The 21,308-nt window shown below is 53.8% G+C and carries 21 protein-coding genes; 17 read left to right on the top strand and 4 right to left on the bottom strand.

Going from position 1 to position 21,308, the window contains the following annotated elements:
* The first annotated feature begins 176 nt into the window (after positions 1–176).
* The 11 genes from ACGYLY_RS27275 to ACGYLY_RS27225 all read left to right on the top strand — a co-directional run bounded on the left by ACGYLY_RS27275 (position 177) and on the right by ACGYLY_RS27225 (position 7,233).
* Complete coding sequence (locus tag ACGYLY_RS27275; protein WP_395285854.1) at positions 177–584, top strand: nuclear transport factor 2 family protein; 408 nt, start codon at positions 177–179, stop codon at positions 582–584.
* 276 nt (positions 585–860) lie between these two features.
* Complete coding sequence (locus ACGYLY_RS27270) at positions 861–1,235, top strand: cupin domain-containing protein (RefSeq protein ID WP_395285855.1); 375 nt, start codon at positions 861–863, stop codon at positions 1,233–1,235.
* 292 nt (positions 1,236–1,527) lie between these two features.
* Positions 1,528–2,190: a helix-turn-helix domain-containing protein gene (locus ACGYLY_RS27265; RefSeq protein ID WP_395285856.1), complete on the top strand. Its 663-nt coding sequence runs from the start codon at positions 1,528–1,530 to the stop codon at positions 2,188–2,190.
* 80 nt (positions 2,191–2,270) lie between these two features.
* Entirely contained in the window at positions 2,271–2,693 is a 423-nt protein-coding gene (locus tag ACGYLY_RS27260) for a hypothetical protein (RefSeq protein ID WP_395291313.1), read from the top strand.
* A gap of 242 nt (positions 2,694–2,935) precedes the next feature.
* Entirely contained in the window at positions 2,936–3,310 is a 375-nt protein-coding gene (locus tag ACGYLY_RS27255; protein ID WP_395285858.1) for a transcriptional regulator, read from the top strand.
* Positions 3,310–3,774 (top strand): type II toxin-antitoxin system VapC family toxin, encoded by a 465-nt coding sequence (locus ACGYLY_RS27250; RefSeq protein WP_395285859.1) that lies wholly within the window; start codon positions 3,310–3,312, stop codon positions 3,772–3,774. Before ACGYLY_RS27255 ends, ACGYLY_RS27250 begins: the two co-directional genes overlap by 1 nt.
* A 127-nt stretch (positions 3,775–3,901) precedes the next feature.
* On the top strand, positions 3,902–4,060 hold the full coding sequence (locus tag ACGYLY_RS27245; RefSeq protein WP_395285860.1) for a hypothetical protein: 159 nt from the start codon (positions 3,902–3,904) through the stop codon (positions 4,058–4,060).
* A gap of 101 nt (positions 4,061–4,161) precedes the next feature.
* Positions 4,162–4,446, top strand: coding sequence for an AbrB/MazE/SpoVT family DNA-binding domain-containing protein (locus ACGYLY_RS27240; protein ID WP_266082512.1), 285 nt, complete (start codon positions 4,162–4,164; stop codon positions 4,444–4,446).
* A complete protein-coding gene (locus tag ACGYLY_RS27235; RefSeq protein ID WP_395285861.1) occupies positions 4,439–4,900 on the top strand; it encodes a type II toxin-antitoxin system VapC family toxin in 462 nt (153 codons plus the stop codon). Before ACGYLY_RS27240 ends, ACGYLY_RS27235 begins: the two co-directional genes overlap by 8 nt.
* 40 nt (positions 4,901–4,940) lie before the next feature.
* Positions 4,941–5,231 carry a hypothetical protein gene (locus ACGYLY_RS27230; RefSeq protein ID WP_395285862.1) on the top strand — a complete coding sequence of 97 codons (291 nt, stop codon included), beginning with the start codon at positions 4,941–4,943 and terminating at the stop codon, positions 5,229–5,231.
* 493 nt (positions 5,232–5,724) lie between these two features.
* Positions 5,725–7,233, top strand: a complete 1,509-nt coding sequence (locus ACGYLY_RS27225; RefSeq protein ID WP_395285863.1) for a HalOD1 output domain-containing protein — start codon at positions 5,725–5,727, stop codon at positions 7,231–7,233.
* A 56-nt stretch (positions 7,234–7,289) separates the two neighbouring features.
* On the opposite strand, the gene ACGYLY_RS27220 is transcribed toward ACGYLY_RS27225, so the two are convergent.
* Positions 7,290–8,135 (bottom strand): mechanosensitive ion channel family protein, encoded by an 846-nt coding sequence (locus ACGYLY_RS27220; protein ID WP_395285864.1) that lies wholly within the window; start codon positions 8,133–8,135, stop codon positions 7,290–7,292.
* A gap of 115 nt (positions 8,136–8,250) precedes the next feature.
* A complete protein-coding gene (locus ACGYLY_RS27215; RefSeq protein WP_395286014.1) occupies positions 8,251–8,664 on the bottom strand; it encodes a DUF2391 family protein in 414 nt (137 codons plus the stop codon).
* 692 nt (positions 8,665–9,356) lie between these two features.
* On the opposite strand from ACGYLY_RS27215, the gene ACGYLY_RS27210 reads away from it, so the two are divergent.
* Both ACGYLY_RS27210 and ACGYLY_RS27205 read left to right on the top strand, forming a co-directional pair.
* The gene (locus ACGYLY_RS27210) at positions 9,357–9,860 is read left to right on the top strand and encodes a SprT-like domain-containing protein (RefSeq protein ID WP_395285865.1); all 504 of its coding nucleotides are present in this window, start codon (positions 9,357–9,359) and stop codon (positions 9,858–9,860) included.
* 1,828 nt (positions 9,861–11,688) lie between these two features.
* Positions 11,689–12,132 carry a hypothetical protein gene (locus ACGYLY_RS27205; RefSeq protein ID WP_395285866.1) on the top strand — a complete coding sequence of 148 codons (444 nt, stop codon included), beginning with the start codon at positions 11,689–11,691 and terminating at the stop codon, positions 12,130–12,132.
* Here the strand turns inward: ACGYLY_RS27205 and ACGYLY_RS27200 are convergent.
* Both ACGYLY_RS27200 and ACGYLY_RS27195 read right to left on the bottom strand, forming a co-directional pair.
* Positions 12,120–12,299 (bottom strand): hypothetical protein, encoded by a 180-nt coding sequence (locus ACGYLY_RS27200; RefSeq protein WP_395285867.1) that lies wholly within the window; start codon positions 12,297–12,299, stop codon positions 12,120–12,122. The genes ACGYLY_RS27205 and ACGYLY_RS27200 overlap by 13 nt on opposite strands.
* Before the next feature lies 1 nt (position 12,300).
* Positions 12,301–12,555, bottom strand: a complete 255-nt coding sequence (locus tag ACGYLY_RS27195) for a hypothetical protein (protein ID WP_395285868.1) — start codon at positions 12,553–12,555, stop codon at positions 12,301–12,303.
* Between the two features lie 118 nt (positions 12,556–12,673).
* On the opposite strand from ACGYLY_RS27195, the gene ACGYLY_RS27190 reads away from it, so the two are divergent.
* The 4 genes from ACGYLY_RS27190 to ACGYLY_RS27175 all read left to right on the top strand — a co-directional run bounded on the left by ACGYLY_RS27190 (position 12,674) and on the right by ACGYLY_RS27175 (position 21,307).
* Complete coding sequence (locus tag ACGYLY_RS27190) at positions 12,674–13,060, top strand: hypothetical protein (RefSeq protein ID WP_395285869.1); 387 nt, start codon at positions 12,674–12,676, stop codon at positions 13,058–13,060.
* Between the two features lie 196 nt (positions 13,061–13,256).
* A complete protein-coding gene (locus tag ACGYLY_RS27185) occupies positions 13,257–14,600 on the top strand; it encodes a hypothetical protein (RefSeq protein ID WP_395285870.1) in 1,344 nt (447 codons plus the stop codon).
* 3 nt (positions 14,601–14,603) lie between these two features.
* Entirely contained in the window at positions 14,604–17,726 is a 3,123-nt protein-coding gene (locus ACGYLY_RS27180; protein ID WP_395285871.1) for a VirB4 family type IV secretion system protein, read from the top strand.
* Positions 17,726–21,307, top strand: a complete 3,582-nt coding sequence (locus ACGYLY_RS27175) for a type IV secretory system conjugative DNA transfer family protein (protein ID WP_395285872.1) — start codon at positions 17,726–17,728, stop codon at positions 21,305–21,307. The genes ACGYLY_RS27180 and ACGYLY_RS27175 overlap by 1 nt, the downstream gene beginning before the upstream one ends.
* Position 21,308: the final 1 nt, after the last annotated feature.

Genomic DNA, 21,308 nt, shown 5'->3' with positions numbered 1-21,308 from the left:
ATAACATGATGATTGACGTTCTCGGATATCACCGACCAGCGAACGCTCACGGAAAGCGTGGATGTAGCGTAGCGTGTTTGATGGAATAAGAATGGTGTCAAATCGTGGGAGTGGTGTGCTAGCATATATCTATCCTTATGCTTTTGGGCGACGTACATACCACTTGGTGAAGAACCATGGCGAGCACTGCGGCTAAAAGCAATGTCGAACGTGTCCAGCGCGTCTACGACGCGTTCAACGAGGGTGACATCGACACACCGATGGCCACGATGGCTGAGGATATCAAGTGGGTCGAGCCTGAGGGGGACATGTACGGTGGAACGTATCGCGGTCCAGAGGAAGTCCTGGAGAACGTGTTTACCCCTTGTCTTGAGGACTTCGAAGATTTCGAAGTTGACACCGACGAGTTCATCGACGGCGGTGACACAATTGTTGTCCTTGGTACCTTCCGTGGAAAGCACAGAACATCAGGTAATCATCTTGATGTTCCCTTTGCGCACGTCTGCGAACTGGAGGACGGTCGTATGACCCGGTTCATCGACCACTTGGATACGGTCCTCTGGAATGAAACATACGAGGCGTAATCGGGCACAAGGTGGCTCATACCTCGTATTTGAGACTGAAAGTTACTGATTGTCTCAGCAGAGAATTTCACGTTCGGACTCCCGAATAGGATGATTGACCTATTTAGAAGATTCTTTGTCAGTCTCGGTTGTCAAAGACCAGTGAATGCTTACAGAGAAAGTGGCTGCTGTAACCGACGATCCACAAACGACCCAGCAAATGGAAATCGAAGGTAATGCCGGACAGAGATAACAGCTTTGCTCGCATAGCTCCACGTGATGCATGAGCGTGGGACAATGGCTGCAATTGACGTCGTAACACCTGATGATTTGGAAAGAGGTGAGGATACACCCGGCATCGTCCGTGAGGTCGCATTCAAAACGAGCAATAACATTATGATTCGAGCGCATGCAGCCGGTGGGACTACATCAGGGTGGCACCATCACGGAGACCGACACGTCTATGGATACCTCCTCAACGGTGTGGCCGCTTTTGAGTACGAATCGAATGGGCGTGAACGGCAAGAACTCGCCGCTGGTGATTTCATGCATATTCAACCCAAGACGGTCCATCGGGATATCAATCCAACCGAAGAAGAACACGTGTGGCTTCTGAATTTTGTTGGCACCGGACCGCTCGTCGTGAATATTGATGAGCCGAACCCGGAGTAACATCTCTCTGGGTCCTCGTGCCCTATTGACATCCCTCCCACCCTAAAGGGTAGGATTGTGACCCGAAATCTGCATAACTGCCTGTGAATAAAGCAGAAATATTGAGTTAGAAGAGTACAATTATCATGATTTTATCAACTTCCTGTGCTGGCCCTGCGTGAGAACAAAACGGACAGAACTGCCGAACTAACTACTGCTTTTGTTCTTTCCCGCTATGAAGTAAACAGAGGAGTTTTCGACTGCTCGAAACGAATCGCTCACGTCAATACTGCCCCCTACATCCTAACCATGTATGGCGGTCATTGCTGAACTCACCGTTCCAGCAGATGCCTTTCCACTTGGAGAACTCCTAACTGCAAATCCAGACTTGTATATCAATTTTGAGAAGGTCGTTCCTGTCGACAACAACGTTCTTCCGTTATTTTGGGTCTACGGTGATGGTATCAGTACCTTCGAACAACGTGTTCCTGAAAACGAGCATGTACTTGATCTTCAAATGGTCGAACAAACCGCTGATCGGACACTCTACGCGATTGAATGGGTAGTTTCTCCTGGTACCTTCTTCGATGGGCTTGTGGAGACCAACGCCACTATCTTGGATGCAAAGGGTCACGGCAGCCAGGATTGGCGATTCCGCCTGCTTTTCTCCTCACACGAGCATCTCTCGGAGTTTCATACCATTAGTCAAGACAAATCCATCTCGATTGATGTGGATCGCATTTATGCAGTCCAGGATATGGGCGCTAGCTTGGATACTGCCACCCTCTCACAGAAACAGCGCGAAGCTCTCGAGCTGGCAGTGACTCGCGGCTACTTTGACACACCCCGGGGCATCACTCTTGAGGAGCTTGCCGCGGAATTCGAGATTAGCACGCAAGCACTCTCTGATCGACTTCGCCGTGCTACGAAAACAATCGTCGAGCAGGCAGTACGCTTTTCGGGCGAGACAAGCTAACGCTCACACTCCTCATCTCCTGCCCCACTTAAAAACCGTTGATTGAGCAGGAACAGCCACAAGGGAACAAAGAAGCTATCATGGGAAGTATGGGAGAAAAGTGCTGTGAGTACAACGAGGTAAGTGAGAAAGAACTGTACAGAGAATACGAGTCAGTACTGGAAACATGGGTTGGTGTTTCAATCGATGCCGTGTTTACCACACTAGCGAATCAACATCGGCGAAGTATTCTTTACGTCCTGGATGACCATGTGCAACCGATGTCTCAGAGTGAGCTCCTCAATGTCCTCGCAAATCTGAAGTATGGAACGACTGTTGATGAAATTGCACCAACAGATACCGAACGCCTTTCTGCATCACTGCATCATTTGCACCTTCCTCGATTAAAGGATGCAAGGCTAATCGAATACGATCCAAGCGCTGAAACTGTTTCGCTCACGAAAGCTGGAAAATCTTTTTCTCGCATTCTCGACCAGTTCATAAATACAGCACTGCTAGATTGAGGTCGAACTGAACGGAGTGCTTCTGACATACTGTTTTTGAGGGAACGCAACCGACACGGAACGCTCAACGCATTCCCGTCCAAGGACAACAACGAGACCGAACCTGAAGACTGCGACTGTGAGGGCCTCAACGGGTTCCGTGCGTAGGGATGGGACGGAAAGAACTGCCGAACTAACCACCGCTTCAGCGACCATTTGCGTATTCCAATACGGTTAAGGCAATCGGAATGCTATCAATTCTTATGAGCGACCAATCACGCACAGACTCCGGCCACTATGTTGAAACAATCACACTTGAGCGTGTGTTCCGTGTCTTCGATCAAATCGAGGGCCCGACGATCACTTCACGCGACGTTGCCGACGTTCTCGACTGTTCAACAGAGGCCGCCCGACAAAAGCTTGGCCAGCTACATGAGCAAGGGCGTATCCATCGACGCAAATCAGGACGAACCGTCCTGTGGTGGCGGGCGGATGACGCTCAAGCAGCGACAGAATTCGATCCCGATGATCCACTCTTTGCAGAGCCACCATCGTTTGCAAGTGAGGAACCGACAGATGCTGCAAACGTCGACGAATACCTCTATGGTCCTATCGAAGCGGATTCTGACGACGAATAATGCCGACAAATACATCTACCGCTGACGTTGCTCGTTCTCTCTTTGTTGATACCGGCGCGCTCTTCGCCGTCTTCAATCCAAACGATGAACGGCATGATGCTGCTCGCGTCGTCATGCAGAAAATTCGAACTGGTGAGGCTCCATACCGACCGCTCTATATTAGTAGCTTCGCAGTCGGTGAACTCGCAACCCTAATGCTTCGAAAACTAGGCCACGCCGCAGCTGTTGAGGGGATTCAACGCGTTCGTGAATCACCGAATTTGACAATTCTCTATCCTGGTCCAGCAGCGTTCGCAAACACGTGTGCAGAATTTGGCCGGTATGATGATCAGCAAATTTCCTTTGTTGATCACATGACTGGTGTGTTGGCAGATGAACGAGATGCTACCCATGTATTTGCCTTTGACAGTGATTTCCGAACCCTCGGACTCACAATTGTCCCTGAAGATGTTGGAATCCTATGAACGGTACTCGCTTATTCACCTGACTATTCGCGCTTGTTCATTGAGATCGGCGGAATTCTCGGTCATGTAACCGGCAAACTACTGTCCTGTACCTACCCGCATCACGTCAACCACCAACTGCAAACACATGGCCGCCGTCGAAAACGCAACCGACGACGGAACACTCAACGCCTTCCCCTCCGAGGACGACAACGATGCCGAACCGGACAACTGCAACTGTGACGGCCTCGGTGGCTTCCCGTGCTGGCCGTGCGTGCGAACGGGACGAAAAGAACTACCGAACTAACCTTACTCAACCTCCTTTTTTCGTTTAATGACTTGGGCGGAAGTAACGAAAATACTATGTGAGGCACAATGGTTAAGCTCATTCCCACTGTATGTGGGAATATGAGCAAAGTAGACTCAAAGGGACGAATTGTTCTCCCACAAAACGTCCGCCGACGGCTCGGAATTACACCCGGTACCGAAGTCGAAATCCACGAAGAAGACGGGAAAGCAGTTATCGAACCGGAGGACAAACCCGATCAAATCATTGCTGATCTCGAAACGATCATCGAAGATGCCGCGGCACACAGAGACCAATCCGAATACGACGAGCTAGATGTCGAAGCCAAGCACCACGTCGACACTATTCGACGGCAAGCAAATAGCGAAGAGACGAGCGATGAGTGATGAACCGTATCTATTCGATGTTGGAGTAACTGCCCTCGCACATGCAGGGACGCCGGTCAGCGATGTGGCGCTCACCTACGTCCGACAAGCAATTGCTGGGGAGATACAGGCAATTGTCCCGCATGCATCTCTTATTGGCGCTCATCACATCCTCTCATCTGTTTATGGTTTCTCGAACGAGAGAGCCTCTGCGCTCATGCAACGATTCATGGATGCAAAGCGGGTTCATTGGTACGAGGAACTTGCTGAAGACACTGTTCGAGCTGGCTTTGAGTATGCAGGTGAGATGAATATCGATGGCTGGGATGGGTACTATGCACAAGTTGCTATTGAGGAGGGAGCGGAAACAATACTCACCTTAGATGATGACTTCGATCGGCTCGATGAGCTAACCACCGAAGTTATCCTTTCCCCTGAGGAATTTAGAACACTTAACGAGTTTCTGGGCTATTAATTTTTTACAGTAGCTCAATTTCGATGGTAAGTTTTGCTAGATGAACGTCACCAACGGGAACCACGAGAACCCCGCAGACCACCAGTACATAGTCTCCATCGACGATGTGACCAACGAACTGATGGCCTGCACGTGCCCGCATCACGTCCACCGGAACGCCTTCTGCAAACACATGGCTGCCGTCGAGAACGCAACCGACGACGCCGAACCCGAAACTGCGACTGTGAGGGTCTCGGTGGCTTCCCATGCTGGCCGTGCGTGCGGACGGGACGAACAGAACTGCCGAACTAACCACTGCTTCAGTCTTTTTTTTCAATCGTACGCCAGTTGACGTTCTCAGATATCACCGACCAGCGAATGCTCATAGAAAGTGCGGATGCACGGCTAACAGATACGATGTAATTCAGACGACGAAGACAGTACTACTTGAGATAGTCAAGTACAGTTAGTGCGTGACTAAGGTCATCCACTACGCGTTACGAATCTTGGGAGACCAACGCCAACAACAAGCAGTACAAAAAACGAGATCATGAAGGCCATATTTTGAGCGATGCCATTTGATTTCAGTAAGAATTCGACTGCGTATGCTGCGGGGAGGGCTACAACGATAAAGGCAATCGTTATCCAATTTTCACGGCTTACCATCGATATTTCCGAATAAACATTCTATTCTGAAATAATTTTCGTGTAGTAACGATTACGCTGCTGAACTGTTTCTTACCGATTCTACTCAAAGTAATTGGGGAGTAATAAGGTTGTAACAAACTGTCTGGCGGTGTCATGAGTTCGCGGAAGTGGATCACAGCGCAACGTTTACACGGTAGATGGATAAGCTCGATACGTCGCAGTACTGCGAGCGGTGCAGTGGACAACTTCCGCACTTCCAGCGCTTGAGGAACGTCAAACTGCCTGAGAAGACAGTTGTGGGGACTGCGGCGGGTCGCTCTGCGTTGAGGAAGAATTCGACAAAAGCAATATTGACTAGAGTCACCACAAGGTGCCAAGAGACCACACCTCACACCAACAAGCTTTCAATTGTGCAACGCGATAATGTCTCTATTACTATGGTCAGCGAGCAGCACACGATTCGCGAAATATTCCAATCAGAGCACTGCCAACACTTCAGGCCAACTGAAGACGACAGCGAAACCCTCAGTATTCGTCTTAGTGCAGCTATGGGAACTGTTCTGGATACAGACTCACGCACACTTGATCCTCTCTACAACGTGGTTAACCCCGAAGCGCTTGACGAACTATTCACGCTTGATTCTGCTCACCAACTTTCAACCGAAGTCATCTTCTCGTGGCATGATCATGCGATCCGAGTTCGACAACCCGGTGAAATTCACATTACCAACGAACCGCTCGTCCCTGAGCTTGATGCGGATCTTCCATTGGCTACTGAATTCGCTGGCGCTCCATTCGGCTCAACAGATGCAATCACATACGAGTATGCGCCAACCAATGATCTCGGAACAGAAGTCGTCCTCGCTGTTGCGAATGCTATCGGGGTTGACTCTCAAGCGGTGACGGAACGACTCTCTGACCGGATCAATCCAGATGCACTAAACGACCTTTTCCAGCCTTTGGCTGATGGTACACCACGAACCAATGGCTATGTTTCATTCGGATTTGAAGGGTACTTCATCACCGTTTCGGGAAATGGGGTGATTACAATCCGGTCCGAACTTGCCCAACTCAAGGAGAATGGCGGGAATATTCTGGTTGTCGGGGACGTTCCGGGTGACGTTTTCAACGCTGAACGGTCCTATCTCATGAACGAGCCCGATTCGACCCGTTATGATCTATTTGCTCTACTAGATCGCTCTCCAACCGCACTTCAACGCCAAACAACACCAGCTCAGCCACTGCCAGGCACTGTTGAAATCGTTGATTATCAAGCAGCAGTCCGATCAACGGCCGCAGCAACAACCAGCCCACAAGAAAACGCCCAGATCACGCCCATCAGCGGAACTTTAGCTGATCTTCAAACTGCTCTCATTCACTCGGTAGCAATGCAGGAAGAATACGTACGGGATGATCAGTCAATTGATGTTCAACTCTATGTCGATACGCTTCAGCCAGTGATGGAAGCAGCAACGACTGACATTGCGACGTTTCTAATTCACATCTGTCGTGCTGTCCGTGGTATTGAGGGACTCGGCTATTACACGCTGCCACAGGATCGGGATTCACTCCCAATGGATAAAATCGGATCAGTATTCGACGCAACGATTGAGCTTCGTGTGAGTGAACGGGGTCCTGAGCAGCGGTGGATCCTCCCAAAAACAGGATATACGACAGAGTGGTTCCCAATAATCGAGAGTAGGTAGCGAAGGAAGAATAAAATAAACTCTTTGTTAGAAAAGCGACGTCGGGTTGTACCCAGTTACTCCGAGACCTCGATCGATCCTTCAAGCGTTCGGACTGGATACGGCATGTCGATTGCCTCAGCATCAAGCCGTTCTTTTACTGCTTGGACTAACTCTGACCGAATTCGCGTGAAGTTTCCTCGACCAGGCTCACCGATCCAGAACCGAGTTTGCAGGCCGACATACGAATCAGCAAGTTCAGTCACCCGAATATCCGGTGCTGGATCTGCGAGAATCTCTCCGTGTTGCCGAGCCTCGTCGAGAATCACGTCCTTTGCATGGTCGATGTCGTCATCGTAGCCGATTCCGAAGACGAATTTCTGTCGAAGTTTATCATAGGCAACTGGATTCTTCACTGCATCATTCGCCAAATCACCGTTCGGGACGGTGATTCGCTCATTATCGAACGTCCGCACTCGAGTCACACGTAAATCGATGTCCTCAACTTGTCCCTCACCACCACTCCATTCAATCCAATCACCAACCGTAAACGGGCGGTCTTTGAGAATGAAAATCCCAGCAACAAAGTTACCAAGGAGTTCCTGTGCGGCGAACCCAATCGCGAGGACGATTGCACCGGCGAACACACCGAACGCGGCGATAACACCGCCAAAGCCAGCAACCGTGAATGCGAGGGCAATGGCAAGCACCCAGACGAGTATCCCTGCAACATTCTCAGCCAGACTCCGAACAGCTGGGTCATGTCCCTGCTCTTTCAGTACTCGTGTGAGCAGTGGAATGAGAACACTCCGTCCGATCAGATAGACAACGATGAGTATTACGAGGAACAATGCGGCGGGAATCACGTAATTGCTGACGATGGATGTGGTTGTGAGTGTGTTACCCGTTTGTAGGGGGATCATTGGACCCTTACCCAGTACAAAATTCAACACCATAATTCAAATTGAAAATTGAAGAGGCGTCTAATGAGTGTTTTCCCAAATTAGTCTCATTCTTCGGTTCACATTCTTTCTACCCCTAAAAGAGGCTATCCGCTGTAGCAGCACCGACCACACTAAAGATCGCTCCGATACAGATGGCCTTGAACGTCGTAAACCATGTTGCACTAAATGCGTCTGGTGCGTCAAAGACGAATGCAAGAATCGTCACAGAGGTATACGAGACGATGAGCAACGATAGAAACCGAAGCGGTATTCCAGCGATTGCTCGCTCCATCTCCGCCTCACGATCTTCTGCGCGATACAGCGTTCCATAACCGATCGCGAATACCATGAAAATCGTGATCGCTGTCTGGAGGTGATTCATACTCGCGGCAAGTGTCCACACCTCTTCAGTCACGACAAACGGAGCCGAGAGAATGAACCCGCCCACGATCTGTTGAGCAATATCATCGAACCCAAATCGACGGACGTTCGGAAAATGGGATAGCAGTCGGCGAGTCCGTCGAATCGCGTGACGTTGGTTGGATGAATCGACCGTCTCTTCGGCGTCTTCAAGCTGGTCGAGCAACTCCGTTAGCTCCTCTTCATCTGGGTGGGGTTCGTCTGGCATTTTTAGGTGATCACGGTCCACTTTCTTCGCCTTGACTCTCTACATATATATCCCATCCGGCAACTAAATCGCCAAGACTCCTCTACCCTCCACTGCAATGCATTCGGCACTACAAACTAACAGTTAAGAATCGAATCGACGACAACACGCTCAATGCCTTCCCATTCGAGGATGAAGACGATGCTGAACCTGAAACCTGTGACTATGAGATTTTCACCGGCATCTCATAATCGATGAGCCGACTTCATTAACAATATTCTATACAGTAATGATGAATGCCATTATGGCATTTTGGTGATAAAACCTATGTATGTAGAGCAAGTGTCTATGCATTGCTATGGAACTACTACATCGGTTACGCAGTGCCTTTCGTTCAGAAACCCCGTCTCAGCAGACCGAACAGCAGGTACGGGCGTCCGGTGATATTTTTGAATGCGAAGAATGCGGTACCACCTTTATCTCGAAACCATGTCGTTGTTCAAAGTGTGACCAGAGTGACTTCCGGAATCTCGGCAGTTGTTAATCCGATATCTCTTACCGTTCTCATTCTACTGATACAGTTTCTAACTGTTGTGACCGACGATACTCCCGAGACACCGACGGCCCTCCTCGACCGAGCACAGCAGCACGCAACGAACGTCGCCGCAGAACACTTCCCCAACCTGCCGGTCGAAATGATCGACTGGGAGATCTTACACCGAGCGCGACGACAAGCAGGGGTCACCAAGTACAACCCGACAACAGAGGCAATTACAATCGCGCTCACCTGGACGGCTTACCAACACCACGGGTGGGAGCAATTCAGTTCCACCGTCCGGCACGAACTCATTCACGCCTGGCAGTACCATGAGTTCGGTGACGCGGACCACGGCTCGACGTTCGCACAGTGGACGGACGCCCTCAATACCTCGCAACACTGCGAACGCTTCACTACACCAAAGTGGTGGCTCGTGTGCGAGGACTGCGGCGGACGGATTGCTCGGTATCGACGCTCGAAGACGGTACGTAATCCCGAGCAGTACAGCTGTAGCAAGTGCGGTGGGCCACTCCGTGTCGAGAAGGGCGACGGCCACTGACCGAATTCTCGTTTAAGTAGTTCTCGCGACAAGGAATAGATACGAGGAAGATTTTCACGAACTATAGATTTGCTGCTTGAGTCCTTGCTATCGCTTTTGCTTCGGATTGGGAGCGTATTTTAGTTAGTAGCATATACTAACAGACTGAGCTCATTCTGACGACGAGTGACACTCACTAGGTTTCAGTGTGTTGTGATTGTCTCACAACTGCCCTGTACGTATGTTTTCTCGGACATGAACGAGACCGTTGTCGTTGACTCAGTTTCTCCCTGGCACTGGCCCTGTTGTGGTCGGGGCCACTCGTATGTTTGATGCTCCTCCCCCTTAATGTCCATCTGAATCTTCGCTGGTGTTCCACGAAACGGCTTACTGGTCTGGGCATGATCGTAGGCGATCTGGAAGTGTTCTTCTAGCAGGGGTTTGCCAGATTCATCGCGTACAGTGAGGTCCAGTTGGAGTGGTGAGTATCGAACATTTATAATCGTGATTTGATGAGCCAACTGATGGCCCAGCAGCGTCCGTTTGAAACTGCTGCAGCCAGCAAGACCGGCCATAATCCCACCTGTACCTGTTTGGAGAATCTTCCGACGTGTTTGTTGCATTCCTCTAGACCCCAGATATATCCAACGTGGTGTAAGCTTTGTCTCAGTAATAGTCCTCTTTCGGTAAGCACATTCTATTCCAAACGAAGCGAACTGAACTGCTCTGTACTCCCCTGATCGAATGCTCGCTGCCGAGCGAATAACCGCTCCTCGTGACCACTGGACGGCCGGCCGGCAGAAACACACGGGTGCCCACCCAGCTGCAACACAGCGGTTTTCATCTGCTTTTCGCCTGGCCAGACAGCCAGCCTTAGCTCCTGACAGTCCTGCTGGTGAGACACCAGGGTTCCGCTGTAAACAGCGCTCACTCGACAGTCCCACCGTTACTAAATCTAACACTCTCCTGCTGGTACGGAGAGGACAGTCCACCGTGCTCTCGCCTGCTCATCTACTGCTGTACTTGTAGCCTTGGACAGTCCAATATGCTGCCCTGTACCGGTTCAGGCGCGGTACCCTGACTTCCTGTGGATAGTCTGGCAGTGTGTTCACTGCCACCTCCTCGTGCGTTCTGCAGAAGACAGTTGCTCTCCTGTTGGCACCCCAGTATGGCGCCCATGTGGCATCCCACCTTTGCCGTCACATGGGTATTCCGTGGGTACGTGCTCCTGGCACCCCAGCCAGTGCACCAAGACTGGTTGGCTGCGTGTCGCTCATCGGCACCCCTCTCCAGTACGGATACTGGCACTCCTCACATTCAATTCGTGGTTTTCTCATGGCCTGGCAGGGCAGACTGCCCCCTTTTCGTTGTTCAGTCATATTCCTCTGGGTTCGGCACGGCCTGACTGTCCCACGGTCTCACCTTTGGTTCTTCTCCTCGCGTGTCCTCGACTGGACTGTCCCCTCGTCCGCACTCACTTCGTTCTCGTGTGGCGTGACCACCGCGTCTTTCCTCCGGCTCTCCGCCTGTTGGGGTGCCCTATTCACACCACTCTAACTGAATTTTCTCGGGTGACATACTGGCGTGCCCTCTTGCCGGTCACTGGCTCAGTATTTTCCCTGTAGACGATTATTTCTACTCTTTGATATGCTCTTCTGGTTGCTTGCATTCTTTTCTCAACCACCACTGTGAGATCGGGACCAAGTCGCCAGGAGGACCCAGTGTCTCACTGATTCTGTTGTGATTTTGCTTCCGTCCCATGGGTAATTCTGCCTCTATTATTGTCGGGAGGATGAATTTGATGTGCAATTGCCGGTAAAATTTTGACGGTCGTCGTGATAGTGAGAGTATGGACGAACCCAAGTCATGGGATGTTTTGATCGACGAACTCCGTGGCAACCGTGCCGAGCTCCTGTTAGCGATTAACGATAATTATCCGGCCGAGACACCGAAGCGTGAACTTACTGACACCGTCAACTCCGTGAATTATCACCTCGACATTCTCGAAGAGTGGGGTCTGATTACGGTCGTGGCCCACGAGCAACAGGGCGACCGAATTCCTGCCCGAGTGTTCTCTCTTACCGACCGCGGACGTGAGGCAGTCGAGGACCTGCTTGCACAGACTGATGCTCGGCCGATACCGTCGGCTGTTGAGCAGCATATCGAGTCGCTGCGGAGTGACGTCGAAGACGCGAAAGCCGAAGCGCAGGCGGCACAAGATCGAGTGGAGGAACTCAAGGAAGTGGTACAGGAACTCGCGGGAGAAGTTGAGGCGCAGGCTCAGGCGAAGTAGATATTCACAAAGAGGCCGGTGACGATGAGTGCGATAGCTACGGCGGCCATCCCAGGGATGACGAGCTGGAGGACACCAAAGATGATGAAAAGCATCGGGAGCCCTACGGCGAACCGCTTGATGGTCTGAACGATTTTCTGGCTGAACGTGAGGTTCGTGGAACTCATCTCATTCGTCAGTCTCGTTGGATTCATATTCGTCGAACCGCTCTAAAAGTCCTTCGCCGTGTTCTGACCGTGATTCGAGGTCTTTCTTGATGAATTCTTGAAGCCGATCGCCGACTTTGGGGTAACTTCGGGGGACGGTTTGTTTCCAATCTTGCCACGTGTCTTCCTCATCATCGGGTATCTCGAGCGGGTAGGTGATCATTCGTTCGTCAGGTGTTTCCGAGTTAGCCATAAGTATCTTCGTGGTTACCTCCACTATTGATAGCTTACTAAAGGTTAGCCATCGTTATCAAATGATAGCTAATGTTTTGATAGACTACTATGGGTTAGCTATTAGTATCCTCAGGTTATCTTTGAGGACGAGGTCGCCCCGAATGAAACCAACAATCGACCGTCTCGGCGAATTCTTGCACCGATTTACGACCCCCCAAACACTGGCGATCACCGCTGGTGTCGCGCTCATCGCCATTGACCCCGTGGCGGCAGCGGGGGCTTGCGACGTCCCCAATGCGTCGAACGGGATCAACCAGGGCGGGCAACTGCTCCGAAGTATCCTCGTTCTCGCCGGAATTTTCGTCGGTGGAAAATCCATGATTTCCTCGCGCGGTGGGGGGAGTCACGGCAAGGCCGGCTCGCGAAAAACGCTCGGGGTTGCTGTCGGCTTGTTGTTCGCTGGCGCGGCACTCCCGCAACTCGCCGGGTGGGTACTCGGGATGTTCGGGAGTTCGCTTTCCGATGTTGGCCTCGGCTGCATGTTCTGATTCTGAACGCACAGGCTCCCGATCATCCCCCTCCTTCGATCACGCCATGACTAATCACACTGTGTTTCGAGTGCTCTCGTGTCTACTTCTCGTGAGTACGTTTACTGTCGGGCTTTCTGTGGGCCAGTCACCACCGACTGCCACGCCTACGGATAACTCGACGAATGCGAGCACTGGAAACGCGACGAATCAGACGATGACGCAACGACCCGCTGTTAACCCATACGGACAAGGGTATCTGAACAAGACCGGGAAATACAACTCGAATAACAGCACTCTCGGCGTGTATAATAACTCGACGGGAATGCAGAAAGGCGGCGGAGGGTTCATTTATAACTCAATATTGGATGGCTTCCTCACCATTCTGAGTTACTTCGTGAAGGGCCTGTTCTGGCTGATTGACGCCTTTCTGGGGCTCGCTGTGAAGATGATCACGTTCACGCCTGCCCCGCATTGGGGAAGTGGCTGGTACCAGGACCCTGGCAATACGATCTGGCCCGAGAAATACCACGATTGGAAGTCCAACGCCCAGCCATGGACATTCTTCATCTGCATCATGGCCACGGGGATTTACCTCGCACTCGGACAGCGTGGCTTCGGCATCCTTCCCGCCCGGTATGAACGACAAGGATCGAAACACCTCATCCTTGCGTGGGTGATGGCCTTCTGGGGCTGGCAACTCGTCGGGTTCTGGCTGAACATCTCCAACGCACTCGGCCACGGGATAACCGCGGATTTGACTCAGGTATCGATCGCGTCGAATAGCCTCAAAGGCGTGTTGCTGATCGGAATGGTCTTCGTCTTGTTTTGGAACGTCTGGATTTTCCTCGTCATCATCAGCCTCGTCAGCCTCCGATTCATTGGCCTGACGGCACTCACCCCATGGATACCGTTTTTCTTCGCGTTGAAGGCACTCCCCGTTCGTGGGTTGGGGATGATCGGCGATGGCCTCACAAAGTTGTGGTTCATGCTCTCGCTGATTACACTCCCCGTCTCGATCGCCCTGTCAGTGGGTTTCTCGCCGATGACGACGGATATCTTCAAAACCTACGGCATCGGCGGGCTCCAACTCATTGCGATGCAGCTCGGGACGGCCGTCGCGTGTCTCGTGATGCCGTACGTGATGTACCAGAAAGGCGGCCAAGCACTGGCGTCTGTGGGAGTTATTGGGTCGGCACCCACCGCCGACGGCATGAAAGAGTCGTATGCGAACCAGCGTGAGCGAGCGGCAGAAGTCAAAGAGAACACGCGTCAGCGAGTGAATGGAGTACGTGACACCCATCGCGGGTTGCGTGGTGCTGACCCCGTTGGTGATGGTGGCACCGGTTACGCGACGGGACAGGCCGGACGCCAGACCTTCCAGACGTACACCCAGCCGATCAACCAACGGATTCAGAACATCCGTGGCGGCAGTAGCATCGACCCTGAAACTGGCGGCGAAATCCAGCACGGACTTGAGCGCCATTTCCCGGAGAACGACGAGTTAGAACAACTCCGGCAGGACCGCCTGAACGAAATCCGAAACAGACTGCAGGACTAAACCATGAGTGACGACAACAGTGATTCCGGCGGCCGTATCGCCCTTGAAACGATTATCCCACAGGAAACGACCGGGAGCGTCTTCGCAACGGTACTTGGGCTTTCCATCGGGGAGTTAGCCCTCGTCGTCCTCCCGACCGCTCTCTTAGCGTACATCGAACTCACATACGTCTCGGTGCCGGTGATGTGGCTTTTCATCTCGGTGGGGGGACTGGCGGGCGGGTTGTACTTCGCCGTCAAACGAACGCCGTGGTACGCGACACCGCTCGAAACCATCTCGAAAAAATTCGACTACCTTCGCTCGCGCTTCCGCATGCCGCTCGTGGGCCCGAACGCGGCGGACGTTCCCGGTGTGACGGGCGTGCATCCCGAGTATGATGCACTCGAAACTGACGATGGGACACTCTTCACGCACGTCTCGGTCGACCTGCAGAACGTTTCGGAACACGATCGAGCGGAGTGGATTCTCGACGCCGTAAGCCTCGCGAACGGCATCAACAAACACATCGCACAAGCCGAGTCCGACGGCTTCGACGTGAAGATTCACCTGCCACAGACGCCTCCGCGTGATATCTCACAGACGGACGCTCTCGACGAAGCGGCCTTTGACGAGATGTTTCCACAAGTGGCGCGTGACTACGCGAGCGCACAGGCGGATCACTACGTCGAGTGGCTGGCGACGTCGGGGATGATGGAACGGACATGCACGATCGTTGTCTGGATAGCCCCGCATGAAGTTGAGACGCCGACCGCCGATTCGGGATACATCGCACAACTCGCTGATCTCTTTGGATCCAGTGTCTTCACGTCAGGAGATACGACGAAGGACAACCAAGCCGTCGCCCTCGACCGCCGGGTTGAGACAGTACAGAAAGCCATCGCGAGCGTCTCCAAGGGGACGCGCCTCTCTGCCGATGAGAGTGTAGCGTACCTCCGACAGTTCTGGCTGGACGAACAGACGTCGTTCACCTACTCCGAGGTCACCTCTGACGCGCCAATACCAGATACAGCATACGTGAGTGACGAACCCGACGAGAGCGACGAGACAGTCGCCGCCGACGACCAGGACGGATGGACACAGAAACTCCAGCCAGTACGCGACTGGCTCACACAACAGACGTCCTCGAGCGCGCGTGAGCGTGCCATCTATGGTCCGGCGAACGTCGACGAGCAGGTCAACAGTGTGGGTGTCAACGACGACTTTTACACGAGCAGCCTGTGGGTTGTCGGCTGGCCGTCGTCGCCCTCTCCCGGCTTCCTGACCGATGCTCTCACTGTTCCCGGTGTCCGTTTGGACGCCTCATTGTACGTGCACGCGACCGACTACCGCGACAAGATGGACGAACTCGCCACCGACCAGGAGTGGCTCTCGGCGATGGGGATCGAGAAAGAAGGGAAGCAGGCAAAAGCCGACGACGCGGACGTCGCGGCGACACAGAAGATCATCCTCCGAGACCACATGCGCGACAACGGTGTCGAGTGTTCCGAAGTGTCGATGGTCGTCACGATGCGCGCTGACACCCGAGAGAAAGTCTTGCAACTCCGTAAGCACGTCAAGACGGAGTTCCTCGGTCCGAACGATATCGTGGCGACCGAAGCGGACGACCGCCAGCTCGCCGCGATGAAAACCACGAGTCCGACACCGGGGGACGTATTCGACGATGCTTCACAGAACGACACGCGGTTCGAGATGCCCTCCGACACGCTGGGAGCGATGTTCCCGATGGCGGGCGGCTATCAAACACATGAATCGGGAACCATCTACGGGATGGCGCTCGCACGCTCCGGTGCACCACTCGGCTTGCTGCAGGTCGACCGCCGAACGCTCTCCGTTCCGCATCGCTTCTGGGTCGGTCGATCAGGGTCCGGCAAGTCGTTCAACATTAAGGATTTGCTGATTGCCGATATGCTCCGGAAGCGCAACCTCCGGACGATTATCGTCGATATTGCCCGCGGGTTCGATGGCGTGGTTGAGACGTTCGATGGTGGGAAGGTCACGGTCGGAGAGACGAAGATTAACCCGTTCGAAGTCCGTGCTCCCGACGAACACGGGGAGGGCTTCACGGCTGACCTCTCCTCGAAGATCAACCTGATTGCCGATATGTTCTACCTGTACCTGCAGGAGAACGCGACGGACCCCGAGGAACTCCGGGCGACACTCGTCGACTTGATTCGGAAAACGTACTCTCAGGCAGGCATCACCGACGATCCAGAGACGCACTCGAAAGCGAAGTCGCCGACGATGGTCGACTTCTTCAGCGTTCTTGGCGACGCGGCGAACAACCCTGAGGACTACACGACGGAAGGAACGGACGTCGAGGTCGAGGACATGATCGAGCACGCGGGGACGCTCCTCACGGCACTTCGGCCGTTCAAGCCGACACCCGACGACGAACCCGATGCCGCCTTTGAGTGGATGAGCGGCGAGTCTGACGTTGACCTTTCGAGTCGTGTTCTGTACTTCGATATGCAGAAGTTCGAGGGAAAACCCGCCGTCGAGAAGGGGATGGCGATGGCTTACATTCTCTCCATTGCTCCGGAAGTGGCGAAACAGACGAACAACTACGTGGATGTCGTCATCGACGAAGCGCACGATCTCTTCCGTGAAGCGGCACAGGCTGGCCGTCTTGAGTCGATGGTTCGTGCCGGTCGGAATGCCGGGTTGATGTTCGACTTCGTCAGCCAAGCGGACGATGACTTCAACGAGGACGCTGCCAAACGAATCGCCAAACAGTGTGCCATCTCGGGGTGGCAGAACTTCGGGAAGATGGGCCTGTCTGACCCCGAACCATTCGGTCTCACGGATATGCAGGCAGGGCAACTCGCGGGCGGGTTGGCTGCCGGGGACGATAAGCGGACGACCTACAGCGAGTGTCTCGTCGACGTGGACGGCGACGTCTATCGAGTGCGCAAGCGCGTGAGTGACTACGCGAAGGCTATCCTCGACTACCGTGAGTCCGACGATGGCGACTTTGACGACTACCTTGCCCGTGAGTTGGCCGACGATACCAGCGACGACCAGGAGGATAGTGAGACGGACGACACGAAACGGACCGACGAGACTGACGAGGAAGAGAGCAGTAACGAACCACAGTCATTCGCCCCGAAACCATTGGAGGCCGACTAATGACAACCGAAATCAGCGAACTCACCGAACGACTCCGGCAGAACCGCAAGCGAAAGAAGATCGGCGACGTTGAAGCGTTCGAACTCGGGGAGAAAGAACGCGGTATCATCGACCGAGAGAGCGAACTACTCGACAAACCCGTCTACAAGGTACGTCCCTATCGCGGTGAGGGCGGGGTTCGCGAGGCGATCACCCTGTTGAACGGGATGCACGAGACGGCCGGGAGCCCCGAGACACACGCGTTCGAGATTGTGTATGATGAGGAGATTCTCGACTTCCGATTCGTACCGGGATCGGGAATCATCGGGAAGAACCTTCGCGACCAGTTGTTCGAGGATTACCCTGATTCGACCGTCGAACAACTTCCTGAGGCGTTCCCGACGTGGGACGACGATGAGTATGTGGCCGGAGCCCGGATGCACTTCTTCAAGAGCACCGAGTACCCGATCCGGCACATCGATATCGACGGGTTCGGTGACGAAGACGGTGGTCGGAAAAATGTCCGAGATCCGTTCAAGAACATTCTGACGAAGGTCACGGGCGGAAGTACCGATGTCATGCTGCAGGTCGTCTTTCGGCCCTCCCAACAGGGGTTCAGGTACCGCGGGAAAATGGCAAAGGTCGCTGACCGAATGCGAGCGCCGAATACACGCTTCCTGACCGATTACCCCGCGACTGACGTCGAGAAACAAGCCGCGGACATCATCGAGAACCAGCAGAATGAATCGATGTATGAGATTGAGATCCGTGTCATAGCGGCCTCGAGCACGAAAGAGGCCGCTGAAGGCAGGGTACACTCGGTCGTGCATGCGCTCGACGAGTTCTATGAGTCGCACAATAGACAGGGATTCTACGGTACGCCAGTCGGGAATACGACGTTCAAATCGGCACGGAGCGACATGCATTCGTTCCTATCAGCGACAGCCAGCCGGTCGTTCGAGGACTACACATCGATGAAATGCACAGCGTCGGAACTGGCGGGTGTCGTCCATCTCTCCGGCGACGTGAACAACCCGCACATCGATTACTCCGAGTCACGGGCGGGGATTCCCGTCCCGATCGGGACGCCACGCTTTGACTTCACCCGTGCAGGATTAGACGAGACAGCCACGCCATTAGAGCGGCAAGTCGCGATGTTCAACGCAAGCGCCCCCAGAAAACCGTATTGGATTGGAACGGGAGCACGGAAAGGCACCGAGGCAGGCATTCACGAGGATGTGTTTAAACGCCACGTGTTCGTTCCCGGGTCGACAGGATACGGGAAGACAACGCTGTTGAAGAATCTCTTCCGGCAGATGATGGACCGCGGTGTCGGTGGGATGTTCTACGACCCGAAGGGTGACGATGCAGAAGACGTCGTTTCACTCATTCCCAAGGGACGCGAGGACGACGTAATCTACATCGAACTCGGGGGGAACCGCGACAAACAAGTCGGTTTCAACTTCCTTGAAGTGCCGTCAAGTGCCGACCCAGACACGCCCGCGTACAAAGAGGCGGTTGAAGCGTTGGCCGACGACCTAGAGGCACTCATCTCCCTCGCTGGCGGTGAAGAGGACTACTGGGGGCCACGGATGAAGCGCGTCGTCCGGAACATGGTACGCGGGATGGCGAAAGCAGGCTACGATTGCACGCTGCTCGACATGTATTTCGCGCTCGTCAGTCAGGAGCGCCGCGAGCAGTACGCCCAGATGCTCGAGGACGAACGAATTGACTGGATTGTCGAGTACGCCCGTGAGCAACTGGCGGACATGGATGATTCGGACCTCGAACCACTGATTGGACGGCTCCAACAGTGGATCGAGAACCCGATTACGCGGGAACTCGTGTCTTATCCGAAGTCGACGTTCTCCGTCGAAGACGCGATTCGTGATGGGAAAATCATCATCGTCGAGGACAACACGACCTCCGAGACAGTGGGGACGATGGTTGCAACCGCCTTGATCCGTCGTATCTGGGTGGCCGTTCGTGAACAGTCACGGATGGGCGAGAAGCCGCCGATGTTCTACTCCATTCTCGACGAGTTTGATAAGATCATCTCGGCCAACTCGAATATCGCCCGCATACTGTCGTTGGCTCGGTCGAAGAACCTCTCGATTATCGGCGCGTGTCAGGACCTCTCGAACCAACTCGACGGCAAAGAGCAAATCCAGAACGCGATACTCGGTCAGTGTGGGACGATTCTCAATTTCAACCCACAGCGACCGGGAGAGGCACGTCTCATGGCGAAACAGCACAGCGAGGATATCGGCCAACAGGACTTGGCCAACCTCGGGAAGTACCAGCTCTACATGCGAACGGACAACGAGCACGGGGAACCGACGAAGACCTACAAGGTCGGCACGTTCCCCCCGATCGACGAAGTTGAGGACGTTGCCCGGACAGCCGAGGACAGAGAGGCACTCATCGAACAGTCGCTCGAACAGTACGGTGGTGACCGCCGGACGAGCGAGGATCAGAAACGCGATTCCAAGTTCTACGACTATGATGAGACTGACGACGACTACGAACTCACCGAGGAACGCGAGACGCTAATCCTCAAAGCCGCCTATGACCTCGCACTCACTGACGATGAGAACACGGATGGCTACGTCCGCGACGAACGCGTCTGGGAACAGGCGAAAGAGTGGATAGGATTCGACACCCTGCGCGGCACCCAGTTCTGGGGGATGGTTGACTACATCCCCGACACGCGATTAGACCGAAGCGAACGCGACGGGGACATGTACCTCAAATGCACGCCGGAAGGTCGGGCGTTCTTCCTCGCGACGGGCGTGTCCTCAACCTCGGGCAAGGGCAACCATCGCGAACTACTCAAGGACGCCTACGATCCGCTCACCCGTGCCGGGTTGAACGTCCGGCTCCCCATCCAGACGGGAGAGGAAGCCGCCGATGGCATCGCAAAAGTACCGTTTGAGACGACCGTCTCACTTCGGAACGCCGACGAAGTGCGTGCAAAGATAGAAGACGACTATCCGATCTTGTTTGAACTCACTGACGGGGCGGACGTCGCTCTCGAATCCGAGTCATCGACCGGCAAAACGCAACCCTCACAGACACTCGTCAACCTTGGGAAAGCCGTCACGAACGGCCAGAAGTGCGTGTTCTTGTGCCGGGAGAAGACAGCGGATACTGTAGAGGGGACGCTCACGGACCCACCGTTCACGGCGAAAGACGGGTCGTTCTACAATCACTCGGGACATCCGGTACGGATCAACGGGACAACGTTCCCCCGCCCGGATGAGATGACCGAGACGGTCTGGCGCGAACGAAATAACCAGTATGTCCTCGAGGACCAGGACGGACGTTTCTATGCGCGCTTTGACTCACGAGAAGACATCTTCTCGGACGCCAGTGCCTACCCTGAACGGCGGCTCGACGGGGATGGAACGGGTTGTATCACGAAGCCTGTGATTCCCGGCGAATGGTCGAGCGACGACTATGAGATCCTCATCGTCCCCGAAGATGCTACGACGCCGCGGGACGTCGTCGTCCGTCGCAATGGCGAAGACATACCGCTGGTCGAGTTGAACCATGCGAATAAGGAATCGTCGTCGTTCGCCGAGCGGTTAGACGCGATCTAAG

The organism is Haladaptatus sp. CMAA 1909, from assembly GCF_043952005.1.
Taxonomy (GTDB): Archaea; Halobacteriota; Halobacteria; order Halobacteriales; family Haladaptataceae; genus Haladaptatus.
The sequence above is the reverse complement of the archived record's forward strand: the minus strand, read 5'-3'. Positions and strand labels throughout refer to the sequence as shown.